This is a genomic window from Clostridium sp. AM22-11AC (genome assembly GCF_003473545.1).
GTDB lineage: Bacteria > Bacillota > Clostridia > Lachnospirales > Lachnospiraceae > Enterocloster.
Genome location: NZ_QUCM01000001.1, coordinates 162,088 through 185,158, shown reverse-complemented (window position 1 = coordinate 185,158; position 23,071 = coordinate 162,088). Strand labels below are relative to the sequence as shown.

The following is a 23,071-nucleotide window of genomic DNA, read 5'->3' as shown; positions in this document are numbered from 1 at the left end:
TCAAAGGTCCTGGGAGCGTTTGCGTTAATGGAGGATGAAAGTATGTTTAGAGTGAATGAAAATTATCTGAAACTGCCGGGAAGCTACCTGTTTTCAACCATTGCAAAAAAAGTAGCTGCTTACCAGAAAGAGAACCCGGATAAGAAACTGATCCGTCTGGGAATTGGTGATGTAACCCTTCCTATCGCACCGGCGATCATTGATGCTATGCATAAGGCAGTTGATGAAATGGGACATGCTGAAACCTTTCACGGATATGCACCTGATCTGGGATATGCATTTTTAAGAGAGACCATTGCAAAGAAGGACTTCCAGGAAAGAGGATGCCAGATCGAGGCAGATGAGATCTTCGTTTCTGACGGTGCAAAGAGCGATACCGGTAACATTCAGGAAATCTTCAGCGCAGACAGCAAGATTGCAGTTTGCGACCCGGTTTATCCTGTTTATGTGGATACCAATGTTATGGCCGGCCGTACCGGTGAGTATGATACAGAAAAGGGAACCTGGAGCAATGTGATCTACATGCCGTGTACTGCAGAGAACGGTTTTGTTCCGGAACTTCCAAAGGAAACACCGGATCTTATTTATCTTTGTGTTCCAAATAACCCAACAGGAACTACCCTTACAAAGGATCAGTTAAAGGTATGGGTTGATTACGCAAATGAAAAAGACGCTGTAATTTTATATGATGCAGCGTATGAGGCTTATATTTCTGAGGATGATGTTCCTCACAGTATTTATGAGATCCCGGGAGCAAGAACCTGTGCCATTGAGTTCCGTTCTTTCTCAAAGAAGGCCGGATTTACAGGTGTCCGTTTAGGATATACCGTTATCCCGAAAGACTTAAAGAGCGGTGATGTAATGCTTCATTCTTTATGGGCAAGACGTCACGGAACCAAGTTCAACGGTGCTCCTTACATTGAGCAGAGAGCAGGAGAAGCTGTTTACTCAGAAGAAGGAAATAAACAGGTCATGGAGCAGGTTGCTTACTATAAGAGAAATGCAAAAGTGATCTATGACGGATTAAAGGAAGCAGGTTATACTGTATTTGGTGGTGTGAATTCCCCCTATGTATGGATGAAGGTCAATGAGGGAATGACCAGCTGGGAGTTCTTTGATTACCTCCTTTCTGAGGCAAATGTAGTTGGAACACCGGGAAGCGGCTTTGGACCAAGCGGAGAAGGATATTTCCGTCTGACTGCATTTAATACCTACGAAAATACAGTAGAAGCAGTAGAACGTATGAAAGCGTTAAAGAAGTAATAGAACGAACCGAACACAGGAGGAAGTCTTAATGCTCATGGATGATATCGACCGTAAAATATTAAAACTTTTGCAGGAAAATGCCAGGATGTCTTTAAAGACCATTGCAGAAAAAACCTTTCTGTCATCTCCGGCTGTCTCTGCAAGGATCGAAAAACTGGAAAAAGACGGGGTGATCGCCGGGTATCATGCCATGGTAGACCCCATGAAATTAGGGTATCACATTTTGGCTTTTATCAACCTGGATGTGATACCGGAAGATAAACCAAAGTTTTACGCATTTGCGGAGTCTGTACCAAATGTACTGGAATGCAGCTGTGTAACAGGAGAGTATTCCATGTTAATGAAAGTTGCTTTTCACAGTACCATGGAGCTGGATATTTTTATTGGACAGCTTCAGAAATTTGGAAAGACCAGTACACAGATCGTATTCTCCACCCACGTAGGCCCAAGAGGTGTGGATGTGGATGAAGTGTAACATTCATAAGCTCCCTCACATATGGTATAGAGACAGACATATGTGAGGGAGCTTGTTTTATGACCGGAAATGAAAAGGTCATTCTGGATGCGGGACATGGCGGGGATGAGCCAGGTGCCATTTATAATGGAAGAAAGGAAAAAGATGATACCCTGCGCCTGACTCTTGCGGTAGGGCGTATTTTAGAGGAAAATGGAGTAAGCACATTGTATACAAGGACTACAGATGTATACGACCGGCCTCAGGAAAAGGCAGAGATCGCCAACCGGTCCGGAGCGGATCTGTTTGTTTCCATTCACCGCAATGCCATGCCAGTGCCGGGAACAGGAAGCGGGGCATCTGTACTGGTATATGAGGACTCCGGGACAGCAGCAGTCCTGGCAGAAAACATTTTAAAAAATCTGGTGGAACTGGGATTGAAAGACCAGGGGATCGAGGAACGGCCGGGACTGGTAGTCCTTAGAAAGACCCAGATGCCGGCAGTGTTAGCAGAGGTGGGATTTATTGATAATCCTTCGGATAATGCTTTTTTTGACCGGAATTTTGACGCCATTGCAAGGGCAATCGCAGATGGGATACTGACTACTTTGCGGGAACAGAAAGAGCAGACGCCTCTTTATTACCAGGTCCAGACAGGTGCATTTAGAGATCGTGGAAGGGCCATGAGACTGGCGGGAGAGCTGCAGTCGGCAGGTTTTCCTGCGTTTATTGTATATGATGAGGGATTATACAAAGTCCGTGTGGGAGCATTTTTAGATATGGAAAACGGGATCCGCATGGAACAGAATGTAAAAAGAGCAGGTTATCCGGCATATCTGGTGCGGGAGGCTGCGATCTATTAAGAAAAGAGTTCCTGCCGTTGGATATTACACGGTAGGAACTCTGTTTTGTTCTCTGTAACGGGATGGGGAGATCCCATAAAATTTTTTAAAAGCACGGCTGAAGTAGTTGGGGGCGGAGTAGCCTACCTGATAGCCGATGGAAAGAGCCGTATCATCTGTATCTGTTAAAAGCCTGGCTGCCTGTTCTAAGCGCAGGCTGGTAATATAATGGCTGTAGTTTAAACCGGTCTTCTGTTTAAAAAGTGTGGAAAAATAGGAGCAGCTAAAACCAAGATAATGGCACAGGTCTGTAAGGGACAGTTCCGGGTCAGAATAGTTTTGTGCAAGATAGGCTCTGGCTTTCATAAAAGTTTCATCCATGTTAGAACACGCTCCTTTTTGCATGATGGCCTGTTTTCCTGTTGCAACAGTGTAGACAGGTAAGATACTTGTATTATATAATAAAAATAAGCAGTTTTCCTTGAATATATTGCTAAAAACAGGTAATATCCTGCGCGGAGGTCCTTATGCAGATCATAACCAATAAATCCCAGAAAGAGTTAAAAGAACATGGAAGTTTTCAGTTCCCTGTTTTAGTTAGCAGGGAGTGTCTTTCCGGCTATGAAACAGGGGCTTTTCTCTGGCACTGGCATCCGGAGGTGGAACTGACCCTTGTTACAGATGGGGTGATCGAATACCATGTAAACGGAAATACCTATATTTTAAAAGAGAGACAGGCGTTGTTTGGAAATGCAAACAGCCTTCATTCTGGTGGAATGGTGGAGGGACAGGACTGCCATTATATTTCTATTACTTTCGATCCAAAGCTGATCTATGGATATGAAAACAGTCTTATTTATGAGAAATATGTGATGCCTGTGGTCCGGGACGGAGCGCTTTGTGCCGTTGTTTTTGATGGGAGCCAGGAGTGGCATGGAGAGATGATTGAATTGATACGGGGGATCATTTCTGCCTATGACGGACAGGAAGATGGATATGAAATGGAACTGACTGGAAAGTTGTTGAAATTCTGGCAGCTTCTTGTGCTAAATGTGGACCGGAAAAAGGGAATTTCCGGAAAAGAACAGAAAGATTATGAACGGATCCGTGAGATCTTACGTTTTATCGAAAAAAATTATGATAAGAAACTGACCGTTGACCAGATCGCGGAAAATGTATATATGTGTACCAGCCAGTGCAGCCGTTTATTTAAGAAATATATGAAAAAGACATTGTTTGACTTTATTCTGGAATATCGGATCGAGCGCAGTCTGGCAGATCTGTTGGATCCTGGCTGTTCGATGGCAGAGGCAGCAGCCGGAGCCGGTTTTAATGACTCCAATTATTATTCAAAGGTATTTGTGCGGATCAAGGGATGTGCGCCATCGGTGTATCGGAAGAAGATGCGGGGAAGATAGGGCATAATTGCGCCAGTGCACATCCTAAGCCGCCCAGAGGGGCGGCAAAAAGGTGTGAAAGGCATGGTCAATACAGCTCTGCGATCCGTGTGATCCCCACATAGATATGGGAGATCTTATACCAGGTGGCAAAGTCGGTGACACCTGTCTGGGGCAGACCGAAGATATTCTGGAATTCCCGCACTGCAGCCGCTGTCTGCTGTCCGTAGATGCCGTCAGGCTGGATGCGGGGGATTGCTGTATATACCTGGGCAATGGCATCTAACTGCTCCTGAAGTTGGCGGACCTTATCACCGGAACTTCCCACTGTCAGGTCATAGCCCGGCCAGGAAGCAGGGATCCCGGCAATCTGTTCCGCTGTGTTGATATAGATGCTGTCACCGTAGTAATAGCGAAGGATCTCAATAGGGCTGTAGCCCTGCTGGCCTAAGGAGCAGGATCCCCATTGTGTCAACCAAATTGCCAGTGCGTATAGATGCCCGCAAACCCGCATAAATCAAGGGTTTGCGGGCATTTCTGGATTTTCGGTCAAATAAAAATCTACGTCAATGTGACTGTTAGCCCGGTCGTAGGTGATCTTCTCTACAATGCTTTTCAGGGCTGCATTTTTCTCCTGGGGAGTGAAGGAGTCAGACTGCAGGATGTCCAGGATAGAGGAGATGCTCTGCAGCATTTTCCTGGTATTGTCTTCCGGTTCTTCTGGTACCTGGGTGAGTTTAGCTAGCTGTTCTTCCAGTTCTGTTCGTTCCTGGCTGATACGTTCTTTGTTAGCCCGGTATTCTTCTATGGTGTCAATTCCATCTATGTAAGCTTCTTTTGCACGAAGTTCCTTTGAGTCCAGTCGAGACAATTTCTTTTCAATATTTTTAATTTCAGCATCTGGAGCATGGTCTGTCTGACGCTGGCGCAGGGAGTAAGAAACGGATCCGTTGTTAAGGGCATCCTTAAGAGCGTTTAAAACAGCAGGGCCGATCACACTTTCATTGACATAGCAGTTAGTGGAACATTTGCCTTTTAAGTATCCGTAGCACTGGAAATAGAAAGTATCCGGTAGTGACTTTCTGTGGACTACGCAGGAAGAAAGGGACCGACCACAGCCGGAGCATTTTAGAAGCCCTGAGAGCCAATGCTTGGTCACTTCGGAAGGCTTGGCATTTCTGGGTGTGTATTCTTTATTAAAACGCTCTTGAGCCTGCTCAAAGAGTTCTTTGCTGATAATAGCCGGGTGGTGACCGGGACGGATGATCCACTCAGACCGATCACGTATTTCATTGGTTTCGTTTATGGTCCGGTTCCAGCGGATATCTCCTGCATAGCCGGGATTTTGGATAATGTACTCCAGGGAACGCTTTTCAAAGGGTTTTCCACGGCTGGTTTTGTATCCCTGGGCATTCAGATATTTGGTTAGAGCGAATAAGGACATCTTTTCATTTACATATTTATCGAAGATCAGCTGAACGATGGCGGCTTCTTCTGGAATGATCTCCGGAGTAGCTTTGTGGTGGGGAATGCGGTATCCCAGAGGCGGCCGACACTGGTAGGCACCACGCAGAGCATTCTCTGTCATTCCCCTGGTAACATCACCGGAAAGTCGGATAGAGTAAAATTCATCCATCCACTCAATAATGCGCTCGATCAGGCCGCCGAATGGGCCTTCAATCAGTGGCTCGGAGATACTGACCACATCCACATGGCATTTATTCCGCAGCATGGACTTATAGACGATGCTTTCTTCCTGATTGCGGGCGAACCTGGAAAACTTCCACAGCAGGATCACATCAAAGGGATGCTCGTCAGACTTGGCGGCAGCGATCATCTGTTGGAACTTTGGCCGCTTATCCGCCTTCCGGCCGGAAATACCATTTTCCGTGTAGATGTGCTGGTTGGACACGATCATATTGTGGCTTTTGGCATAGTCTAAGAGCAGGCGCCTCTGGGAGTCCGGGGACAGTTCTTCCTGTTTATCGGTGCTGACGCGGATGTAGAGCGCAGCTGTTTTTACAGTGTCTTCTTCTTTTTTCATGTTATCATCTCCTGGTATTTGCTTTATTTTATGAAAAATGGGTACAAAAAAGACGCCCCTTGCGCAGACGTCCTGGAGATGATATAATTCAGGTGCATAAGTTGGATTATATCTGGCCAGAAGACTGGCAGGAGAAAATCTATGTAAGAGGCCGTTCAGTGCTGGTAACACTGAGCGGTCTTTTACTATTTATGTTCTTCTGGAAGAACTGGTAATATATCCAATTCTTCAGAATGTGACTCTAAGGCTTTTCTGTGATAATCAAAGATTTCATATTGTTCTTTAGCAAAACGATCAGCATCTTCTCTGGAAATGTGTCCATTGTTATCTAACACTTTACGTCCAGTAAACTGTAAGAAAGCGTTTAAGCGATTTTCCCAGTCACTCATATACATAGGAATGCGCTGTTTTGCTTGATCCTCGGCATAATCTAAATACATTGTGACAATACGGTTTAAATTTTCAATCTCATCTTTGTGAAGATAATTTTTTGCAATTGTAACATCGGATTTTCTGACTTTTGCTCCTTTGAAAGAAGTTAATCCCATATTATCCTTAGTAGCATCTGCGCGTTCATGAATTAATTCAGGCGCAGTATGGCCGTGAACGGAGTAATGTAGCTTATTTTGAACAGTTTTGAAAAATCTATCTGCCTGCTCACTTTTGGGATCATAATCTACTGATGTAGCAAAAATATCACGAACTTTCATGTACACACGTTTTTCAGATGCTCTAATGTCACGAATACGCTCAAGTAATTCATCAAAATAATCCTGGCCAAATTTTTTTGGATTTTTAAGGCGCTCATCATTAAGCGCAAATCCCTTTCGCATATATTCTGAGAGTATAGAGGATGCCCAGTTCCGGAAATGAATGCCAATATTGCTCCGCACTCTATAACCAACAGCAAGTACCATATCAAGATTGTAATAATCCATTTCACGAGATACTTGTCGGCTACCCTCTGTTTGAACTGTTCGGAATTTCCGAACAGTTGAATTTTCATCAAGTTCTCGGTCAAGGTAGATATTTTTAATATGCTCACTGACTGATGATTTTGAAATTTGATAGAGTTCACTTATAGAGCGCTGGGTCATCCAGATAGTGTCATCATTAAAGTAAGCATCAACTTTTGTATCACCTTTTTCATTTTGATATATTAAAATATTTCCAATATTTGTATCCATAGGCTCCTTTCTTAACCGTATGAAAATCTAGATGGTTAGTTCTGAAGTGTTTCCAAACCGGAAATAGTTCAGCGTATAAATGTAAGAGAAAATCTATTAACCAATTAGTGGTTCAATAGTTGTAGATGAAGGTTCCATGGGTGGGATTTTTATATTAGATATGAGTAACTCTTCGGCGTTTCTTGAGGTATGTACGGAGTAGTCCATATGTATGGTTAATGGAGACAATTGTTTGTACATTTTCCGAATTTCTTCAGCATTATCATAACTAATCAGCCATGGGTAGGTTTTGGATAGGATAAATTTAGATAAAAGCATATGTTGCTCATGTGTATAATAGCATCTATACAAATTAGCTCCTTCTTTATAGTATGGAGGGTCTATGTATACAAAAGTTTTTCTGTTCCGTTTATATCGTAGTGCTTGCTTCATAAAGTCAATAGCGTCTAAATTGTAAAGAGTTATTTTATTTCCATATAGCGAAAGCTGTTGAATGGAATTAATAATCTTATCTTTATTAAATCGACAATTAATAGGGTATTGAGATTGCTGATTTAGCCCACCGAGTGGATTGGCCTTTAGTATGCCAGAGAAGTTAGTTCTATTTAAAAATAAACCAGCAAAACCTATTTGAACAGATGTTTTGTCTTGAAGATAATCATTATTTCTATAAAGAGAAAACTCATGCCAATTTTCTAATGTAATATCAGTGTTTCTAATAAGCGTAATCAGTTCTTCAGTGTGATTAAACACAGAGAACCAAAAGTTATAAAGCAAGGGATCAAGTTCATTAAGAACAGCCTTGCTGATAACTTGGTTTTCCAAAAGTAGCAATGATATGGCAGCACTGCCAGCGAATGGTTCGTAAAAAGTGCATCCGGTTCGCTGCTCTGCAATAAGTAATTTGCATATATAATCATATAACTTAGATTTAGCACCAGGATAGCGTAAGGGATTTTTTATCGACATTTAATCTCACCTCCTTTAGTCAGCTTATCATATTTATAGATATTTGGCCAGAACTAATTGATTTTAGGTATTTTGGTTCTGGAAGCTAAAATATTAAATCGATTAACAAATGTTTTTTTGAATGTATCAAGATCTGTTTGGTTATCTTCACACCAATATCGCATAATATTTAGATCATCAAACATAGCTTGATTATCTATGAACCAGTGCTTGTATTTCTCACGATTTTTTTCATATGAAGCATATTTGGGTGAAGTCAGAGGATTCATTTCTTTAAACATTCTAATGGATATACCTTTGTCGAAATTTTCCTGTAAGATTTCGTGAGTTGGAGGGAGATTGATTAAATAATTGTATAGTAATGCTTCTGGTCCTTCGTTACCAGGTAAGAAAATAACATTACAATGTTTAGCAGGTAATTCGGCGTATTTGGTTTTTGCTAAATCTTTATCTCCGTCTAATATAAATAGAACATTTTTAAAGTAATCAGGGTCATTATATAAAAGATTCATAAGAGATTCTCCACCTAATTTAATGTCTAAAAGGCGAAAATGATCCTTATAGTCAGCGAGCATATGTCTTATGAAATATCGTGCTTCAGCGTCTTCTGAATAAATATTTATCTTTCGATTATTACTGGTCAAATAATAGGTACTAATCATCATATCATTCTCCATTGCTTCAAAAGGCGGGTTGTGATGAATTTCAAGCTTACCATTGGCTGTTGTAAAATATTCAATATTGATATCGGAATTTCTTATTTGCAGGCTGCTTAAATATTCCAAAATTTGCAGTGAGTGTGTAGTAAATACGGCTTGAAAATTGAATTGTTTACATACTTTATAAATTAAGTCAATAAGACGAATTTGGGCTGCTGGGTGTAATGTTGCATCTAATTCATCAATAAGTAAAATACCACCGGGCCAAGGTTCTCCTATATTATCATATTCTGTTTTAAGTTTAATAAATGATAATAATAAATACATAATTTGCATTAAATTGTCTTGTCCGGAAGAATTACTTAAAAAGTCATAATGGGAAGTATTTACTCCACCAGAACGCTTTTTGAAAATTTCATAGTTTGATATACTAGAAATAGAATCGTCTATGGAAAGAATATACTTGTAGTTTTTGATTAGCCATTGGATATCATCATTTGTTAATTTCTTCTTAAATTTTCGTTCCTCAATAACTTCTGAAGTATCTTCACCAAGTGGATACAAGCGACTTAATCCTAAATAAAAAGAAGGAACAGATAACTTTTTAGCAGTTACTTTTTCACTTATGGAGTGATCAACCCATTTTGGAAGAATTCTAAAACGGTTACTATCAACAGAATCCTTATCCCATTTTTGCCAAGTGACACGTAAAGTAATAGGAATCTCGTTATCATTATCTTGTGGGAGGTAAAAAAGAGTACCGATATCTCCACTTCGTTTGTCAAAAGCTTTTGAACCCTTGAATAGTTCAGAAAATTCAGTTTTAAATTGTTTATCAGTAATAGTTGTTCCGAATTTACTCTTAAGTTCACAGGTATTTCCAAGAATTCCTAAAATTGTAGACTTTCCAGTGGCATTATGTCCAGCTATAGCGGTAATAGTATTCCCTATATGAATAGTTTGATCCTTAAAAATTCTAAAATCTTCTAAATATAGACGAGTAAACATAACAAACTCCTTATCTGTAGTATTTTTGCTTATTTCAGCCTTAATTCAAGCAATTCCTTAGGATATCCTGTGCATTGACAGAACTGGTCCTGAGTGTATACAGTATAATCTTGCAACATTTCATCTGATATCAAAAGGGAAGCGGCAAACAAATTTGCTTCTCTTTCTATTCCAGATGTAAGCAGTAATGTTTTATTTTTTAGAAAAGCACAATTCTCTTTTCTATGTAGTAAAGCATGACCTAATTCGTGTGCTACAACAACCCGAAAAAGTGAACTGTCAGATGGAATATCCTCATTTATAAAAATCCAACGTTTTCTTTTTAGAAGTTTGTAGTTTCCAGAAATATTGCCTAACGGTAATACTGCGATCTGGATCCCGGCGTACCGTGCAATAGTAACAGGATCCCGGCTGCCGGTTAGATGTTCATAGTACCTGATTAAACGACGAATCTTATGATTTACAGTCTCCAAACGGCGTCACCTACTTTTTATTCTTATTTGGATTGTATTTCACTTTGTTTTCTTTTTTAGTTTCTCTAAGGGCGTATTCAATGGCATTCTGAAGTAGGCTTAGGGAAGCATTATCAATTTCTACGCCATTGTAGTATAGAGGACCGTCATCACCTTTACGAATTTCACCCATAATACGGTCTAAATCCTTTTTTATATCTCGTTCATCTCTGGCATTGAGTTCCGTGTGCTCTTCGCTATCGCCATTAAGTAGATAATCCATTGTAACATTAAAGTATTTAGCAACAGCATTTAACTTATCAGCATTAGGAGTGGATTTATCCCATTTTACGATTGTACTATTGCCAAAACCCAACTCTGACTCAAGCGCAGGTAAACTAATACCACGTTCTTGCGCAAGGGCTTTTACTCGGTCTTTGAGTGTCATAATAGTCCCCTTTCAAATACGAGAAAAAAATCTCGAAAAAGTATTGACAAAAAGAAAATATTCTCGTATAGTAAGGAGTGTAAAGAGAAAACATTCTCGTGCAATGATGATCAGTCGATAAACGCCAATTTAAAAGACTGGATTTAAGAGAATATATTCATATTGCCTATTTGTATAATAGAATATTTTCTCACAAAAGTCAATATAAGAATGAGAATATTTTCTCTAACAAAGTACATGGGATGAAATCTCAACCCATAAAAATTCCACCGTACAGCGAATACGGTGGAATACATGCAGACCTACAAGATTGTTTACGAGTGACGGCTAATTACTTAGCCAGGATATACAGCGCAGGGCTGTCTTCTCCTACGAAATAGGACATGGACAAAAGTCTATATCCTTTAGCTAAAAGAGTTTGGACCTTTTCAGCTGAATAGGTATATTTTTTCTTTATGGCATTCACCTCCCTCTCGCGGAGGTGTTAGGCCTGCATGTACATCATAACACAAGGAGGTGGAACCGTGATATACGACAATGTAAAAAAGCTTTGCGATCAAAAGGGAATTTCCATTTGGCGCCTTGAAAGGGATCTTGGATTTTCTAATCGCAGTGTTAGCAAATGGAATGACAATGAGCCCGGTATTCGGAAAGTCCAGAAAGTAGCGGACTATCTGGGAGTACCCATTGAGAAGCTGTTGGAGTAGAAAGAAAAGGGGTGAGAGAGGTGGTTGAGGTTGTTTTAACCGTAGGTTGCTGGGTTTTAGGTGCAGTTTGTGTGCTTGTAATGAAAAAAATAGAGCCTAACAACAAAATCTATCCGGTATGGGCTCTATTTATATCATTGGTGTTTACTTTATTCGCATTTTATGAAAAGAGGTGAAGGAAATGCGCTTTTATGAAACAGATAATTTGGAACATATTGGCTTTGATTTTTATTGCGACATCGCAAATAACATTGTCAAGGCTAGAAAAGATATGGGATTAACCCAGAAAGAACTTGCAAAGCTGGCAGGCATTAAGGAACATCGTTTGGTGGGAATTGAGAACGTGAAAATCAGAATTGACCTGGACGATTTAGAAAAGCTTTCAAAGGTTTTTGAAAGAACGGTCGACTGGTTGATTGATGCTGAATTGGATTATGGCGGAAAGGATTGTCGGTATTTAGTCTGGCCTGATTCTTTACCAGATTTCAAGCTTTATATGAATGCACCAAGTAAAAGAATGGCCTTTTTACGATATGACAAGAAGTTTAAAGAATGTGGAGTAACCTATACCAGTGGCCGAGAGCGGTTTTATGTAAAACTCGTTGGGGTTCCGGTTTCAAAGCAGGAAATTCAAAATAAGTTTAAAAAGAGAACTACGGAAGATTTGCCATTGGAGCCAGATTAATAGCAACAAGTACATGCTTCAGGGCATACAGATCAAGAGAGAGGGGTGGTGATATTGAAAGAGATTACCTTTACCAATCATGTAAGGATTGGAGAACAGAGATTGCTTCTGGATGAACTTCCAGAGGAACAGAGAAGAGATATTGTTAATAGCATCTGCTACAGATCGCTTTTGACAATTCCTAATACAGAAGTGATCCAGACCGCCTGAGAGCGGCCTTGGTGGACAAGCTTGGAAAGGAGAGAGAAGCAATGGCAAAGATCAAAAACTACAATGGTAGGACAGGCATGGAGCTGTCTTATGTGGCAGTGCAGGCAACCAAACCTAAGAAAAAAGCATGGAACTGGGTAGGTATCGCTGAGACGGTTGTTGCAGGCGGTATCTGGGCGGTGGTCCTGATGATGCTTGGGGCTGCGCTTGCGGTCCAGGTGTTGTAATGGCTACATGGGAAGATCAGTGCGGTACCTGCATCAAGAAGAGTCGGTGCATGGAGAGAAGCCGCTTACAGGCATGCAGAGATTACATAAAAAAGGACCCAGGCAGCGGCAACTGCGATAGGTCCAAAAACAAAAATAATTTTACACCCTCATTATACGGAGGGAGAAGGAGAAATGCAAGATGAAGCTTTATGAATTAACAGAACAGTTTCTTGCGCTGCAGGAACTGGTGTATGACCCGGAAGTAGATGAACAGACTTTTCAGGATACAATGGAAGGTCTTTGGGGCGAGATCGAAGATAAGGCAGATGGCTATGCCAAGATCATTATGGGAATGAAGGCAGATATTGAAGCTTTAAGGGCAGAGGAAGGCCGCCTGGCTGCCAGACGGAAGGCGCTGGAGAACCGTCAGCAGGCTTTAAAGAACAACCTGGAAGCCAACATGAGGGAAATGGGCAAGACAAAGTTTAAGACGGCATTGTTCAGTTTCAATATTCAGAAAAATGGTGGTTTGCAGCCGTTGGTCATTGACGGGCTTCTGGAAGATATTCCGGGAAGGTTCCTGATCCCGCAGCCACCGATGCCGAATAACGAGGCAATCCGGGCACTGTTAGAGAATAAAGCCGTTGAATGGGCGCACCTGGAGCCACGCGGGGAAAGCCTGAGGATACGCTGATGACATCTGATGGAAAGATCGTACCGTACCGCATGTCCGTGTTGATGGAGATCGCGGCCAAGGTGGCAAAGACAATGGTGACAGGTGCTGTGAGCCTGAGCTATGAAGAAATGGAGATCGTGCTGGACTATATCCACCTTAACATTGAGGACAGCAAGCGCAGGAATGAAGCGAGAGAAAAGGAGAACAGAGATGTTTCTGAAGATAAATGAGTTTAAGAAAGCTATGAAGTCCGCCCTGAAAACATCCGGCGGCTTAATCATTGGAAATGTAAAAGGGCATTTCCTGGTACATACAAGCCTTTGGGGCGTGTGGGTAGAAAGCGTTTATGCTACCAGTAAGTTTAAAGCAGCCATTGTGGAGCTGATCGGTGATATGCCGGAAGAAGAGACTTGTTATAGGTATCATCTGGAAGAGAAAAATCTCAAGATGGAGTACCAGATAAGATATGAGGATCCTTATGATCAGTGGAAAGAAGCAAAGGATTTTGCGTGCGAAGTGCCGTTGGCTTTTTACAGTACGCCTCATGAGCTGTCCATTTACCAGAGTAAAAGTGACAGGTCTTATATTACTGTGTTGCAGTCTTATGCAGCAGGTATGATGTCACCGTCAGAACTTGAAGCAGGTATGGAACATATGCCCGGAAGGCCGAGCGTTTCTCCTGCCGGTTCTACGCTCTACTTTAAGAGTGAGACGATGATCTATTGGATCAGTATCGTAAAAGTTCCTCAAAAGGCGGAGGATACCATATTCCGGTACTTAAGAGGGCTGGACTTCTTTGAGGATGACTGGCTTCCAAAGAAAGATGAGCAGGAAACAGAAGAGGCGGCAGAGGCGTTGCCGTATTAAGGAGGACATTATGGGATTACCAGTATTGATCTATGGAAAATCCGGCAGCGGGAAGAGCCGCAGCCTTAAGTTTTTTGATGAGGATGAGATCGTGCTTCTTAACACAGAACGGAAGGAATTACCGTTTAAGAAGCGCTTTAAGAAGACCGGTTGCAGTGATGATATCAACCGGATCATTACAACGATTAACCAGAACCCGGAAAAGACTTACGTGATCGATGATGCGGGGTATATCATGACCCACCTTTTCATGTCACAGCACAGGAATAAAAAGGGAAATGCGTCCTTTGAGATGTACGATGATATTGCGGATGCCATGTATGGCCTGGTGAAGCGGATCAAGACGGATGTGACAGCTCCGGACAAGATCGTTTACATCATGTTCCACGAAGATACGGACGATTTTGGTATCTCACGTCTCAGGACCATTGGCAAGCAGTTGGATCGGAAAGTGTGCCTGGAAGGCATGGTCACGATCTGCATCCGTTGCATGAGTGAAAATGGGAACCATTTCTTCCGGACGGTTACGGACGGATCCGATATCACAAAGACTCCGGAAGAGATGTTCCCGGAACCGGAGATCGAAAACAACCTGAAATTAGTAGATGATACCATCCGGGATTTTTATGGATGGGAAAAACATAAGAACAAGGAGGATACAAAGTCATGATAAAGAAACCAGCAGGATATGATGAGGCAGCAGCTTATACAGGGGAATCCCAGCAGCTGCCAAAAGGAAAGTATGTGTGTGTGATCAAACAGGTAGCAACCCAGACATCCAAGAACGGAAATGAGCAGTTTGTGATCCTGTTTGATGTGGCAGAGGGAGAACAGAAAGACTTTTTCCAGAAGCTCTTTAATGCGGACAAGGCCCAGAACAGTGCTAATGCAAAATGGCGTGGTGTGTTTAAGCAGAACATGGAAGGAAAAGGACTTTCCTGGTTCAAGGGGATCATCACTTCCATTGAGCGTTCCAATAACTTTACCTTCCAGTGGGATAAGGAAAACAATGAAAAAACACTGGTAGGAAAGAAATTTGGAGGGATTTTCCGGCGCAGGCAGTATGAGGCAGAAAACGGAAATCGCCCTATTGTTACAGAACTGTGGCAGATCCGCAGCGTGGCGGGCCTGGCAGATGCAGAGGTACCGGAGGATGAACTGCTCCCAGAAGGACCGGTCCAGAGGCCGGTAGAAACACCGTCTCCTGTAGGTGATGGTTTCATGAATATTCCGGAGGGCGCAGGTGATGAAGGCATCCCGTTCATGTGATCCGGAGCTTTACAGCAGGATAAAAGATGCAGTGAGTATGCAGCAGGCCGTGGAATACTGCGGCCTGCATATTTTAAACGGAAAATGCCTCTGTCCATTCCATAAGGATACCCATCCTTCCATGAAGATCTATCCCAATGGAAAAGGGTATTACTGTTTTGTCTGCGGTTCCGGTGGTGACCAAATCAAATTTGTGGCGGTCTATTACGGGATCAGTAATTATGAAGCTGCAAAGCAGCTGGCGCAGGCTTACGGGGTGCCAGTCAATGAGCCGGTGACCTACAGGGAAAAGCGGGAAGCAGACAAGAGAATACGCTATAAGCGGGAATTAGGGCAGTTTGTGCAGGAGGCAGTAAAATGGCTGACCGTGTACAGAGGACTGCTCTGTGAGGCTGTCAGGGAGCGCAATGAGCATTTCTGGGAAGGGCTTGGCAACCTGACCTATGTGGAATATCTGCTGGGGTGTCTTAAGGACTGCCCGGAAGAAGTGTATGCCGATAAGAAGGTGGTGAAAGAGATTGGAAAAGTCGAAGGACGAGTTATTAGCTGGTATATCTAAGCTGTCCGGTTTGGATCCGTTCCCGGATGAAATATTTTACCAGATCTTTGAGATAGAGGACAACGTGGAGCGGACCCAGTATGTGGAGGCGCTGCGGAAAGAAGCCGGGAAGCTAAAGCGTAGGCCGGAGTTTAACAACCTGTACCGCGCGTTCGTCCTGGACTATTCTCAGAGACAAAAGCAGACGGGAAAAGTAACACGGTTTACAGATCAGCCCATAGAGCTTAACTGTGGGGAGTGGGAGGCAACGGATATGGGAGTAAAGACCGTCCGTTATGACAAGAATGCCATGCCGGTTGCTTATTATGCCTGCAGCCATCCAATTCTCCCAGTGGAGATCTTAAAAAATGTGGATACAGCCCAGGAGCGTATATCTCTGGCTTATTTCAAGTCAGCCACCTGGCAGAAGATCACGGTAGACAGGGCTGTGTGTGCCAATGCCAATAAGATCGTGGATGCGCTCAGTCAGTTCGGGATTGAGGTGACCAGTGATAATGCCAAGAGCCTGGTACGCTATATTTCAGACTGTGTGGGGCTGAACCCGGCTACCCTGGAACCGAAAAAGTCCATCAACCGCCTTGGCTGGGTAGGAAGCAGTTTTACACCCTATGCCCAGGATATCCGGTATGAAGGAGATATGGACTATGAGGTGATCTTTCGGAATGTGGCCCAGAAAGGCGATTTTGGTGCCTGGAAGACACTTTGTAAGGATCTGCGTAAAAATATACCCCTGCGCATGATGATGGCCGCCAGCTTTGCTTCCGTACTTCTGGAACCTCTTAAGGTATTGCCGTTTGTATTGCATTTATGGGGAACGACCGGAACCGGAAAGACAGTAGCGCTCATGGTGGCAATGTCCATCTGGGGTAATCCCAAAATGGGTGGCCTGGTAAAGACCATGAACATGACAAAGAATGCCATTATGCGCAATGCCGCATTTTTATGCAGTATCCCTTTTGCCGGAGATGAGCTGCAGACCATAAAGGATAAATGGCAGGGGAATTTCGACCAACTGATCTACCAGATCACGGAAGGTGTGGATCGTGGCCGTGCCAGGGCCTATGGCGGAGTGGAGGATACCAAGACTTGGAAGAATAGTTTTATCTTTACAGGCGAGGAACCGATCACAAAGGTAAATTCCGGCGGAGGTTCCAAGAACCGTGTAATCGAGATCGCCATTGACGGACCTCTGATCGAAGACGGTCATTATGTCAGCAGCGTGGTCCAGGAGCATTATGGATACGCAGGACGGAAGTTTGTGGAGTACATACAGGAAACGGACTTAAACCGGATCATGGACCGGTACCGGGAAATATTTGAGCAGTTATGTAAGCTGGATACAACGGATAAACAGGCAATGGCAATGTCTTGTATGTTGCTGGCCGATGAGATCGCAGTGAAGCTTTTCTTTCCAGAAGAGCGGGCTTTACAGGTCAGCCAGGTAAAACAATACCTGCAGAGTAACTTTGATGTGGATGTGGCGGAACGTGCCTACCAGCAGGTACTCAACTGGGCAGCCAAGAACCCAGTACGTTTTGAGGATCCCAAGGCAGATAATTCCCCCAATAAAGGGGAGGTCTGGGGCAAGATCGATGAGGACAAGCTGATCGTGAACCGTGACGTGCTTCTGGCGTTCCTGGACCAGAATGGGTTTGATTATACAGCGGTAAGTAAGAAATGGTCAGAAAAAGGGTACCTGGTGCGTAATTCCCAGGGGAAATTTATCCATAGTACAAAAGTGTATGGGATCAAGTCCAGTTATATTAAGTTTAGGCTGCCGCAGGATGATGACGTAACAGATAAAGACGGATTTATGTCAGTTGAGAGTGATGATCAGGAGGCTCTTCCCTTTGATTAGGGTCTAACCTGGTCTAACCTAAAAAAAATTTAGGTTAGACTCTGAAATCCGCATAAACACTGGCTTTTTTATATATAGTCTAACCAGTCTAACCAGTCTAACCTGTTTTTAATATCTCGTAACGTAGGAAAAAGTTATTGTAGAAAATTTAACGTTAAATATATCACAATATTAAAATTTCCTTAAAAATGTTGGTATATGCAACCGGATTTTTGGTTAGACGGTTAGACCATTAAGTAAATCAAGGGTTTGCGGGCATTTCTGAGGTTAGATTTTGGTTAGCTTATCCCGCAAAAAGGTTAGACCATGGCAGAAAAGGAGATAAAAACAGATGAAAATGAGTAATAAATCAGCCGGAACACAGTTTGAAAGAGAATTTGCAGCCCGGCTGGCAGCGGAAGGCTTCTGGGTCCACCGCTTCCAGGATAACAAGAATGGACAGCCCTGTGATGTGATCGCTGCAAGGAACGGGGAAGCGTACCTGTTTGACTGTAAGGACTGCAAAACGGATACATTCAGCCTGAGAAGAGTGGAAGAAAACCAGTTCAATGCAATGAGGCTGTTTGATACAACAGGAAACCGGCGTGGGATGTTCGCGATCCGGTATCCGGATCAGAAGATCTACCTGGTGGATTATGAGATCGTCAAGATTATCCGAAACAATGGGAAGAGCAGTATTCCAAGGCACTTGATCGGAATGTATGGAAGGACGTTGGAAGACTGGCTGGATGATCTTGCAGTAATGGGGGATAAAAAGAACAATGGTTGTAGAGATTGGATCTGAGATACGGATCAGGGACGCTTCCAAGGAACTGTATGACTGGGCGCAGGAAAATTTGATCATCCCTAACCCGCAGTACCGAGAAAGGGAACGCAGAGGGCTTTGGGTAGGAAATACACCGAAGTATCTCTGGCTCTATCATGTGGATGGTTCAGACTTGATCGTTCCTACCGGAGTAGGAAAGCAGGTAAGGCAGTTCCTTTCAGAGAAGGATCAGATATATGTTCATTTAGCTGATAATGGGCTTTTAGACTATAAAGGTACCATTCCCCTGTATGACTACCAGAAAGAGGCAGTAGAAGTCATGCAGCGTACCAGCTGCGGGATTTTACAAAGCCCCTGCGGATCAGGAAAGACACAGATGGGGATTGCCCTGGCTGCTGAGCTTGGCCGCAAGGTATTGTGGGTCACTCATACGCAGGATTTGCTAATCCAGTCAAAGACCAGGGCGGAACAGTATTTTTCTTCTGAAACGCTGGGAACGATCACTGCCGGGAAAGCCCAGGTTGGCAGCCATATAACATTTGCCACAGTCCAGACCCTGTGTAAGATGGACCTGGAACAGTTCCGGTATACATGGGATGTGGTGATTGTGGATGAGTGCCACCGACTGGCAGGATCACCAACACAGGTGACGATGTTTTACAAGGTGATGAACAGCCTGGCTGCAAGGCATAAATATGGCCTGTCAGCTACCGTACATCGTTCTGACGGGATGATAAAAAGTACCTTTGCTGTTTTAGGACCTGTAATCTATAAAGTGCCAGATGAGGCAGTAGCGGATAAGACCATGCAGGTGCGGATCCTGCAGAGAAATACAGATATAACCGTCAGCCGCAGCTGTCTGGATACAGATGGGACCCTGGATTATAACGAACTGCTTTCTTATCTTGGAGGAAACAGGGAGAGAAATGAGATGATCGTTAAGGACCTGGTAAGCCAGAAGGGACATTCCTGTTTAATTCTGGCAAGCAGGCTGGAACAGCTGCGAAATATCAGGGATCTGCTTCCGGATGAGCTGCGAAGCGTTTCTGCCATGATCGATGGCAGTATGACCAGCAAGAAGGGAAAGTCAGAAAGGGAGACTGCAATCGAAGATATGAGGACCGGAAGAAAGAAGATCCTGTTTGCATCCTTTGGTCTGGCAAAAGAAGGTCTGGATATCCCAAGGCTTGATCGACTGTTTTTGGTATCCCCGCAGAAAGACTATGCAGTAGTTACGCAGTCCGTTGGACGGATTGCCAGAAAGGCAGACGGAAAGACAGATGCCGTGTGTTATGACTACGTGGACGATATTCAGTTTTGCGAAAACCAGTTTAAACGGCGCAAGACTCATTACAGAAAGGCAGGGTGTATCTTATGACGAGGAATGAAGAACAGGCAGTGCTTGCGAAAGGTGTCTGGTGTGACTCATATAACTTTTATCTGAAATATCATGGCCGTCCTGCTGATCCGGGCTTCTGGGAAGAGGCCACGGCAGACTTTGGAAAGATCATGAAGAAATACGAGGGCGCTACAGTGTGCGGCCGGTTGATGTTAGCTGCATTTAGTCTTTTGGAGGAGGAAACCAGATGAATGATCTGAAGAAAGTATCCGTCCCAATCTGCTGTATCTGCCAGAAAGTAATCAATGGAGATGCAGAGTGGATCAGGACAAAGAGAGGGACGGTGTTGTACATGCATAGAGAGTGCGTGAGAAAGGGGAAAGACGATGGATACAATATGTCGTAGGGATATAAAGCTAAGTGATTATAATATTTCAAGAGCGAAATACAATGAGCTTAAGTATTTTTGCATTCAGTACGCTGAAAAGAAGCAGAAGCTCCAGAATGCGTATGGGTTAAAGGCAACAGTGAATGATGGCATGCCTAAGAGCAACCTGTCAGGTGACTCTACGGCCCAGGAAGCAGTCCGAAATGCTATGATGCAGGAAGATATCCAACTCATTGAGGAAACCGCCAGAAAAGCCTCTCCTGAGATTTACAAGTGGATTTTGAGAAATGTTACAGAGGGAACACCATACGAATGGATGGATGTTCCGGTAGGACGAAGGCAGTTTTATGAATACCGCAGATATTTTTTCTATCTGCTGGCGCAGAAAAGATAGTTTATAAAAATTTTATAATTATTGTATTGGTGTGAATATGCAAAATTGAATAGACTAATCAGAAAAATTGAATATCTGTTACTACCTGTTACTATCTTTCACTATTTGTTATTATCTTTCGTATTTTGCTTTGATATTTCCAAAACGGAAAGACCTAATTTTAGAAATTGCAGTGAAGTGTGTAATTGTGTAGACAATTCAGCTGGTTTACATTGAAGGATGACTGTGATATGTTGTGAAAGAGCCACCTACTCAGTGGTGGGTGGCTTATTGATGAAAAAGTTTTTGAGTTAAATAAGTGACATAGTCAGAGGTTTCAAGGACTAATCGCTTTAATTGGCTGACGGTAACAATAACGGAATTTTTGGTTTTGTTGTTTTCGATATCACAAATCGTAAACGTTCCATCTGGATTTTCATTAAGTTCGAATCCAGACAGAGTTAGTAGATATTCAGCAGTGTTTGTTGCCATACTTCCAGTTTCACCGTATATCAAATACGAAACAGACACATCGAGTACATCAGCAATACGCTTTAGAGTATCGTGATTAGGTTCTCGATTATTGTTTTCATAGTTTGAATAAGTCGAATATGGAATTCCCAATGCTTCGGCAACAGCTCGTTGAGATATTTTTTTATCCATTCTGATACGCTTGATGCGTGTTCCAATTTTTATGATTTCGTTTAGACTCATAATATTCACCTCTGAATATATTTTAGCATAAAATATTCAAATTTGCAAACATACACTTGACATATTCAATATTGAATATTATAATTCACATATATTCGATAGCGAATAGAAGGGAGGCGAGACAATGAAGCGAGTAGGAATTATCATGGATGACGAGCTTCACAAGCAGTTAAAGCATATGGCGGTAAACGAAGGCAGAACAGTAACTGACATTATCGTAGAGCTTGTGAAAGCGGAAGTTGAAACAAAAAAAGAGCAGTCACGGTAAGTTTGGCGACCGACGTGATTGCTCAAAAATCGAAACCTGTAAACCCAGGAATCACCTTGTATTGTAAGGGATTCCGCCAGAAATTGCAAGGAGGAAATTGCAATGCAGAATTTAATGATTTTTGAAGGACACAATGTAGAGGTATTTGAACTGAATGGACAGGTATTATTTAACCCGTATCACGTTGGCACATGCTTAGAACTGGGTGACAGCGCAGTAAGAATGGCCATTGCCAAAATGAACGAAAAGCAGGTTGTTAAGATTAAAAATTCGGATGTCAGTAAAGTTGACATCCGAAAATTGAACAATGCGGGTGAGAATTTTCTCACAGAAAGCGGTGTGTATAAGCTGGTATTCAAGAGCCATAAACCAAACGCAGAAGCCTTCACGGACTGGATCGCAGATGAAGTTCTTCCAACACTTCGCAAGACCGGTTCGTATGAGATGTCAAAGCAAGACAAGTCCAAGAAGGAAAAATTGCCGTCTGTAAACATGATGGTGAAGAATGTCAAAGCTGCGTTACATGATGCCGGAGTGGATTCTAAGTACATAGCGGCAGAAGTAATGAGGATTTATTCTGAGTCAGGTTATCCCGTTAATGCTCCAGTAATCTCAGACGAACCAAAATTGTGGGACTGCACAGGTATTGCCAAAGAGTTAGGTATTTTTTCCGAGTCTGGCAGACCTCATGATAAGGCAGTCAGTGCCATTATTCAGAAGCTGGATATTTTTACAGATGAGATTGTGAGAACGGCTTACAGCCGGAATGGTCATGACGGTGTTACAGTTCAGTATAAGGGAAGTGTTCTGGAGAAAGTCAGGGAATGGCTGAATGAGAATGGTTATCCGATTGTGATTGAGTTTATGCTCTCCAATGGCAATAGCAATAAATGCAAGGTTGTTTATGGGGAGGTGGCGTAATGACATATTCAGAATTTTGTGATCAGATTGCACCTTCTGTTTTAGAACTGGAAAAAGAATGTAGCAAAATGAGTTTGGAAGAATTTAAAGAATTCCGTGAGGATGTTATGCACGAGGCCGGAAAGCAGAATTATAGCAAGAAGTTTATGTCTGCCGTGCTTGATATGATATATGGTCATCTGTTTTTTAAAGATACTGCACAGGGGGTGGCCTAAAGTGAATGTTCAGGAAGAATTAAGGATAAATGGATATCAGCCTACAGTTGGATATCCAGGAACGGATATGGGAGATTTTTTCAAGGGGTTAATGGATAGATATAAATGTGAATGCTCACCTTTTATGCTTTCAGTAGCTTATACATATGGAGTAATTCAAGGAAAGAGAGAAGAACGCTTCAGAAGAAAAAATAAAAAAGTGGGTAACTAGAAGGGGGTACTTCCGTGATATTATGGTAGCATGAATTAAGCCAAAGGCATACGGCCGGCGGCTTACGTCGAACCCCACCAGGCAGCAGGCGAAAGCTTGTTGCCTCCCCC

The 23,071-nt window shown here is 42.8% G+C and carries 32 protein-coding genes and 1 pseudogene; 24 read left to right on the top strand and 9 right to left on the bottom strand.

What is annotated here, in order from left to right:
* Window positions 1–42: 42 nt before the first annotated feature.
* From DW251_RS00980 to DW251_RS00970, 3 genes are read left to right on the top strand one after another with little or no spacing between them, the layout of a single operon-like run.
* On the top strand, window positions 43–1,263 hold the full coding sequence (locus DW251_RS00980) for an LL-diaminopimelate aminotransferase (protein WP_118299957.1): 1,221 nt from the start codon (window positions 43–45) through the stop codon (window positions 1,261–1,263).
* Between the two features lie 37 nt (window positions 1,264–1,300).
* Window positions 1,301–1,741 carry an Lrp/AsnC family transcriptional regulator gene (locus DW251_RS00975; RefSeq protein ID WP_118300156.1) on the top strand — a complete coding sequence of 147 codons (441 nt, stop codon included), beginning with the start codon at window positions 1,301–1,303 and terminating at the stop codon, window positions 1,739–1,741.
* 59 nt (window positions 1,742–1,800) lie between these two features.
* Window positions 1,801–2,583, top strand: coding sequence for an N-acetylmuramoyl-L-alanine amidase (locus DW251_RS00970; protein ID WP_118299956.1), 783 nt, complete (start codon window positions 1,801–1,803; stop codon window positions 2,581–2,583).
* 24 nt (window positions 2,584–2,607) lie between these two features.
* On the opposite strand, the gene DW251_RS00965 is transcribed toward DW251_RS00970, so the two are convergent.
* The gene (locus DW251_RS00965; RefSeq protein ID WP_021871079.1) at window positions 2,608–2,943 is read right to left on the bottom strand and encodes an AraC family transcriptional regulator; all 336 of its coding nucleotides are present in this window, start codon (window positions 2,941–2,943) and stop codon (window positions 2,608–2,610) included.
* Window positions 2,944–3,089: 146 nt separating this feature from the next.
* Here DW251_RS00965 and DW251_RS00960 point away from each other — a divergent pair, with 146 nt between their 5' ends.
* Window positions 3,090–3,980 carry an AraC family transcriptional regulator gene (locus DW251_RS00960; protein WP_021871080.1) on the top strand — a complete coding sequence of 297 codons (891 nt, stop codon included), beginning with the start codon at window positions 3,090–3,092 and terminating at the stop codon, window positions 3,978–3,980.
* A gap of 67 nt (window positions 3,981–4,047) precedes the next feature.
* Here DW251_RS00960 and DW251_RS00955 read toward each other — a convergent pair.
* The 7 genes and pseudogenes from DW251_RS00955 to DW251_RS00925 all read right to left on the bottom strand — a co-directional run.
* A pseudogene (locus tag DW251_RS00955) lies at window positions 4,048–4,437 on the bottom strand (peptidoglycan-binding domain-containing protein); the annotation flags it as partial.
* A 39-nt stretch (window positions 4,438–4,476) separates the two neighbouring features.
* A complete protein-coding gene (locus DW251_RS00950) occupies window positions 4,477–6,003 on the bottom strand; it encodes a recombinase family protein (RefSeq protein WP_021871082.1) in 1,527 nt (508 codons plus the stop codon).
* 185 nt (window positions 6,004–6,188) lie between these two features.
* On the bottom strand, window positions 6,189–7,190 hold the full coding sequence (locus DW251_RS00945) for a virulence RhuM family protein (protein ID WP_021871083.1): 1,002 nt from the start codon (window positions 7,188–7,190) through the stop codon (window positions 6,189–6,191).
* Window positions 7,191–7,286: 96 nt separating this feature from the next.
* The gene (locus tag DW251_RS00940; protein WP_021871084.1) at window positions 7,287–8,159 is read right to left on the bottom strand and encodes a DNA adenine methylase; all 873 of its coding nucleotides are present in this window, start codon (window positions 8,157–8,159) and stop codon (window positions 7,287–7,289) included.
* 53 nt (window positions 8,160–8,212) lie between these two features.
* The gene (locus DW251_RS00935; RefSeq protein ID WP_021871085.1) at window positions 8,213–9,826 is read right to left on the bottom strand and encodes an AAA family ATPase; all 1,614 of its coding nucleotides are present in this window, start codon (window positions 9,824–9,826) and stop codon (window positions 8,213–8,215) included.
* A 29-nt stretch (window positions 9,827–9,855) separates the two neighbouring features.
* Window positions 9,856–10,299, bottom strand: a complete 444-nt coding sequence (locus DW251_RS00930; RefSeq protein ID WP_021871086.1) for an ImmA/IrrE family metallo-endopeptidase — start codon at window positions 10,297–10,299, stop codon at window positions 9,856–9,858.
* Between the two features lie 10 nt (window positions 10,300–10,309).
* Window positions 10,310–10,726: a helix-turn-helix transcriptional regulator gene (locus DW251_RS00925; RefSeq protein ID WP_021871087.1), complete on the bottom strand. Its 417-nt coding sequence runs from the start codon at window positions 10,724–10,726 to the stop codon at window positions 10,310–10,312.
* 524 nt (window positions 10,727–11,250) lie between these two features.
* Between DW251_RS00925 and DW251_RS00920 the strand changes: the two genes are divergently transcribed.
* From DW251_RS00920 to DW251_RS00850, 16 genes are all read left to right on the top strand, one after another.
* A complete protein-coding gene (locus DW251_RS00920; protein ID WP_118300155.1) occupies window positions 11,251–11,433 on the top strand; it encodes a helix-turn-helix transcriptional regulator in 183 nt (60 codons plus the stop codon).
* Between the two features lie 181 nt (window positions 11,434–11,614).
* Window positions 11,615–12,118 carry a helix-turn-helix transcriptional regulator gene (locus DW251_RS00915; protein WP_021871088.1) on the top strand — a complete coding sequence of 168 codons (504 nt, stop codon included), beginning with the start codon at window positions 11,615–11,617 and terminating at the stop codon, window positions 12,116–12,118.
* 54 nt (window positions 12,119–12,172) lie between these two features.
* The gene (locus DW251_RS17780; RefSeq protein ID WP_147352206.1) at window positions 12,173–12,328 is read left to right on the top strand and encodes an LOB domain containing-protein; all 156 of its coding nucleotides are present in this window, start codon (window positions 12,173–12,175) and stop codon (window positions 12,326–12,328) included.
* 41 nt (window positions 12,329–12,369) lie between these two features.
* Window positions 12,370–12,555 carry a hypothetical protein gene (locus tag DW251_RS00910; protein ID WP_021871089.1) on the top strand — a complete coding sequence of 62 codons (186 nt, stop codon included), beginning with the start codon at window positions 12,370–12,372 and terminating at the stop codon, window positions 12,553–12,555.
* 181 nt (window positions 12,556–12,736) lie between these two features.
* On the top strand, window positions 12,737–13,231 hold the full coding sequence (locus DW251_RS00900) for a siphovirus Gp157 family protein (RefSeq protein WP_118299954.1): 495 nt from the start codon (window positions 12,737–12,739) through the stop codon (window positions 13,229–13,231).
* Window positions 13,231–13,443: a hypothetical protein gene (locus tag DW251_RS00895; protein WP_021871091.1), complete on the top strand. Its 213-nt coding sequence runs from the start codon at window positions 13,231–13,233 to the stop codon at window positions 13,441–13,443. Before DW251_RS00900 ends, DW251_RS00895 begins: the two co-directional genes overlap by 1 nt.
* The gene (locus DW251_RS00890) at window positions 13,424–14,080 is read left to right on the top strand and encodes a hypothetical protein (RefSeq protein ID WP_021871092.1); all 657 of its coding nucleotides are present in this window, start codon (window positions 13,424–13,426) and stop codon (window positions 14,078–14,080) included. The genes DW251_RS00895 and DW251_RS00890 overlap by 20 nt, the downstream gene beginning before the upstream one ends.
* Before the next feature lie 10 nt (window positions 14,081–14,090).
* Entirely contained in the window at window positions 14,091–14,750 is a 660-nt protein-coding gene (locus DW251_RS00885) for an AAA family ATPase (RefSeq protein WP_021871093.1), read from the top strand.
* Window positions 14,747–15,349: a hypothetical protein gene (locus DW251_RS00880; protein ID WP_021871094.1), complete on the top strand. Its 603-nt coding sequence runs from the start codon at window positions 14,747–14,749 to the stop codon at window positions 15,347–15,349. The genes DW251_RS00885 and DW251_RS00880 overlap by 4 nt, the downstream gene beginning before the upstream one ends.
* Window positions 15,327–15,908, top strand: a complete 582-nt coding sequence (locus DW251_RS00875; RefSeq protein WP_021871095.1) for a CHC2 zinc finger domain-containing protein — start codon at window positions 15,327–15,329, stop codon at window positions 15,906–15,908. Before DW251_RS00880 ends, DW251_RS00875 begins: the two co-directional genes overlap by 23 nt.
* Window positions 15,868–17,766 (top strand): DUF927 domain-containing protein, encoded by a 1,899-nt coding sequence (locus DW251_RS00870; RefSeq protein WP_243034830.1) that lies wholly within the window; start codon window positions 15,868–15,870, stop codon window positions 17,764–17,766. Before DW251_RS00875 ends, DW251_RS00870 begins: the two co-directional genes overlap by 41 nt.
* 331 nt (window positions 17,767–18,097) lie before the next feature.
* Window positions 18,098–18,550, top strand: coding sequence for a Holliday junction resolvase RecU (locus DW251_RS00865; protein WP_021871097.1), 453 nt, complete (start codon window positions 18,098–18,100; stop codon window positions 18,548–18,550).
* Window positions 18,528–19,910 (top strand): DEAD/DEAH box helicase, encoded by a 1,383-nt coding sequence (locus DW251_RS00860; RefSeq protein ID WP_021871098.1) that lies wholly within the window; start codon window positions 18,528–18,530, stop codon window positions 19,908–19,910. Before DW251_RS00865 ends, DW251_RS00860 begins: the two co-directional genes overlap by 23 nt.
* On the top strand, window positions 19,907–20,122 hold the full coding sequence (locus DW251_RS00855) for a hypothetical protein (RefSeq protein ID WP_021871099.1): 216 nt from the start codon (window positions 19,907–19,909) through the stop codon (window positions 20,120–20,122). The genes DW251_RS00860 and DW251_RS00855 overlap by 4 nt, the downstream gene beginning before the upstream one ends.
* Window positions 20,119–20,277 carry a hypothetical protein gene (locus DW251_RS17845; protein WP_182433552.1) on the top strand — a complete coding sequence of 53 codons (159 nt, stop codon included), beginning with the start codon at window positions 20,119–20,121 and terminating at the stop codon, window positions 20,275–20,277. Before DW251_RS00855 ends, DW251_RS17845 begins: the two co-directional genes overlap by 4 nt.
* Entirely contained in the window at window positions 20,258–20,653 is a 396-nt protein-coding gene (locus DW251_RS00850) for a hypothetical protein (RefSeq protein ID WP_118299952.1), read from the top strand. Before DW251_RS17845 ends, DW251_RS00850 begins: the two co-directional genes overlap by 20 nt.
* Window positions 20,654–20,920: 267 nt before the next feature.
* Here DW251_RS00850 and DW251_RS00845 read toward each other — a convergent pair whose 3' ends face one another.
* The gene (locus tag DW251_RS00845) at window positions 20,921–21,346 is read right to left on the bottom strand and encodes a helix-turn-helix transcriptional regulator (protein ID WP_118299951.1); all 426 of its coding nucleotides are present in this window, start codon (window positions 21,344–21,346) and stop codon (window positions 20,921–20,923) included.
* A gap of 124 nt (window positions 21,347–21,470) precedes the next feature.
* Between DW251_RS00845 and DW251_RS00840 the strand changes: the two genes are divergently transcribed.
* The 4 genes from DW251_RS00840 to DW251_RS00825 all read left to right on the top strand — a co-directional run bounded on the left by DW251_RS00840 (window position 21,471) and on the right by DW251_RS00825 (window position 22,961).
* Complete coding sequence (locus DW251_RS00840; RefSeq protein ID WP_118299950.1) at window positions 21,471–21,614, top strand: plasmid partition protein ParG; 144 nt, start codon at window positions 21,471–21,473, stop codon at window positions 21,612–21,614.
* Between the two features lie 102 nt (window positions 21,615–21,716).
* Window positions 21,717–22,535, top strand: a complete 819-nt coding sequence (locus DW251_RS00835; protein WP_118299949.1) for a BRO family protein — start codon at window positions 21,717–21,719, stop codon at window positions 22,533–22,535.
* Window positions 22,535–22,750, top strand: coding sequence for a hypothetical protein (locus DW251_RS00830; RefSeq protein ID WP_118299948.1), 216 nt, complete (start codon window positions 22,535–22,537; stop codon window positions 22,748–22,750). The genes DW251_RS00835 and DW251_RS00830 overlap by 1 nt, the downstream gene beginning before the upstream one ends.
* A 1-nt stretch (window position 22,751) precedes the next feature.
* Window positions 22,752–22,961, top strand: coding sequence for a hypothetical protein (locus DW251_RS00825; protein ID WP_118299947.1), 210 nt, complete (start codon window positions 22,752–22,754; stop codon window positions 22,959–22,961).
* The last annotated feature ends 110 nt before the right edge of the window (window positions 22,962–23,071 follow it).

Excerpts from the sequence above, each read along its gene's own strand:
- DW251_RS00980 (WP_118299957.1), top strand. The coding sequence starts at position 43 with ATGTTTAGAGTGAATGAAAATTATCTGAAACTGCCGGGAAGCTACCTG.
- DW251_RS00975 (WP_118300156.1), top strand. The coding sequence starts at position 1,301 with ATGGATGATATCGACCGTAAAATATTAAAACTTTTGCAGGAAAATGCC.
- DW251_RS00970 (WP_118299956.1), top strand. The coding sequence starts at position 1,801 with ATGACCGGAAATGAAAAGGTCATTCTGGATGCGGGACATGGCGGGGAT.
- DW251_RS00965 (WP_021871079.1), bottom strand. The coding sequence starts at position 2,943 with ATGGATGAAACTTTTATGAAAGCCAGAGCCTATCTTGCACAAAACTAT.
- DW251_RS00960 (WP_021871080.1), top strand. The coding sequence starts at position 3,090 with ATGCAGATCATAACCAATAAATCCCAGAAAGAGTTAAAAGAACATGGA.
- DW251_RS00950 (WP_021871082.1), bottom strand. The coding sequence starts at position 6,003 with ATGAAAAAAGAAGAAGACACTGTAAAAACAGCTGCGCTCTACATCCGC.
- DW251_RS00945 (WP_021871083.1), bottom strand. The coding sequence starts at position 7,190 with ATGGATACAAATATTGGAAATATTTTAATATATCAAAATGAAAAAGGT.
- DW251_RS00940 (WP_021871084.1), bottom strand. The coding sequence starts at position 8,159 with ATGTCGATAAAAAATCCCTTACGCTATCCTGGTGCTAAATCTAAGTTA.
- DW251_RS00935 (WP_021871085.1), bottom strand. The coding sequence starts at position 9,826 with ATGTTTACTCGTCTATATTTAGAAGATTTTAGAATTTTTAAGGATCAA.
- DW251_RS00925 (WP_021871087.1), bottom strand. The coding sequence starts at position 10,726 with ATGACACTCAAAGACCGAGTAAAAGCCCTTGCGCAAGAACGTGGTATT.
- DW251_RS00915 (WP_021871088.1), top strand. The coding sequence starts at position 11,615 with ATGCGCTTTTATGAAACAGATAATTTGGAACATATTGGCTTTGATTTT.
- DW251_RS00910 (WP_021871089.1), top strand. The coding sequence starts at position 12,370 with ATGGCAAAGATCAAAAACTACAATGGTAGGACAGGCATGGAGCTGTCT.
- DW251_RS00900 (WP_118299954.1), top strand. The coding sequence starts at position 12,737 with ATGAAGCTTTATGAATTAACAGAACAGTTTCTTGCGCTGCAGGAACTG.
- DW251_RS00895 (WP_021871091.1), top strand. The coding sequence starts at position 13,231 with ATGACATCTGATGGAAAGATCGTACCGTACCGCATGTCCGTGTTGATG.
- DW251_RS00890 (WP_021871092.1), top strand. The coding sequence starts at position 13,424 with ATGTTTCTGAAGATAAATGAGTTTAAGAAAGCTATGAAGTCCGCCCTG.
- DW251_RS00885 (WP_021871093.1), top strand. The coding sequence starts at position 14,091 with ATGGGATTACCAGTATTGATCTATGGAAAATCCGGCAGCGGGAAGAGC.
- DW251_RS00880 (WP_021871094.1), top strand. The coding sequence starts at position 14,747 with ATGATAAAGAAACCAGCAGGATATGATGAGGCAGCAGCTTATACAGGG.
- DW251_RS00875 (WP_021871095.1), top strand. The coding sequence starts at position 15,327 with ATGAAGGCATCCCGTTCATGTGATCCGGAGCTTTACAGCAGGATAAAA.
- DW251_RS00865 (WP_021871097.1), top strand. The coding sequence starts at position 18,098 with ATGAAAATGAGTAATAAATCAGCCGGAACACAGTTTGAAAGAGAATTT.
- DW251_RS00860 (WP_021871098.1), top strand. The coding sequence starts at position 18,528 with ATGGTTGTAGAGATTGGATCTGAGATACGGATCAGGGACGCTTCCAAG.
- DW251_RS00855 (WP_021871099.1), top strand. The coding sequence starts at position 19,907 with ATGACGAGGAATGAAGAACAGGCAGTGCTTGCGAAAGGTGTCTGGTGT.
- DW251_RS17845 (WP_182433552.1), top strand. The coding sequence starts at position 20,119 with ATGAATGATCTGAAGAAAGTATCCGTCCCAATCTGCTGTATCTGCCAG.
- DW251_RS00850 (WP_118299952.1), top strand. The coding sequence starts at position 20,258 with ATGGATACAATATGTCGTAGGGATATAAAGCTAAGTGATTATAATATT.
- DW251_RS00845 (WP_118299951.1), bottom strand. The coding sequence starts at position 21,346 with ATGAGTCTAAACGAAATCATAAAAATTGGAACACGCATCAAGCGTATC.
- DW251_RS00840 (WP_118299950.1), top strand. The coding sequence starts at position 21,471 with ATGAAGCGAGTAGGAATTATCATGGATGACGAGCTTCACAAGCAGTTA.
- DW251_RS00835 (WP_118299949.1), top strand. The coding sequence starts at position 21,717 with ATGCAGAATTTAATGATTTTTGAAGGACACAATGTAGAGGTATTTGAA.
- DW251_RS00830 (WP_118299948.1), top strand. The coding sequence starts at position 22,535 with ATGACATATTCAGAATTTTGTGATCAGATTGCACCTTCTGTTTTAGAA.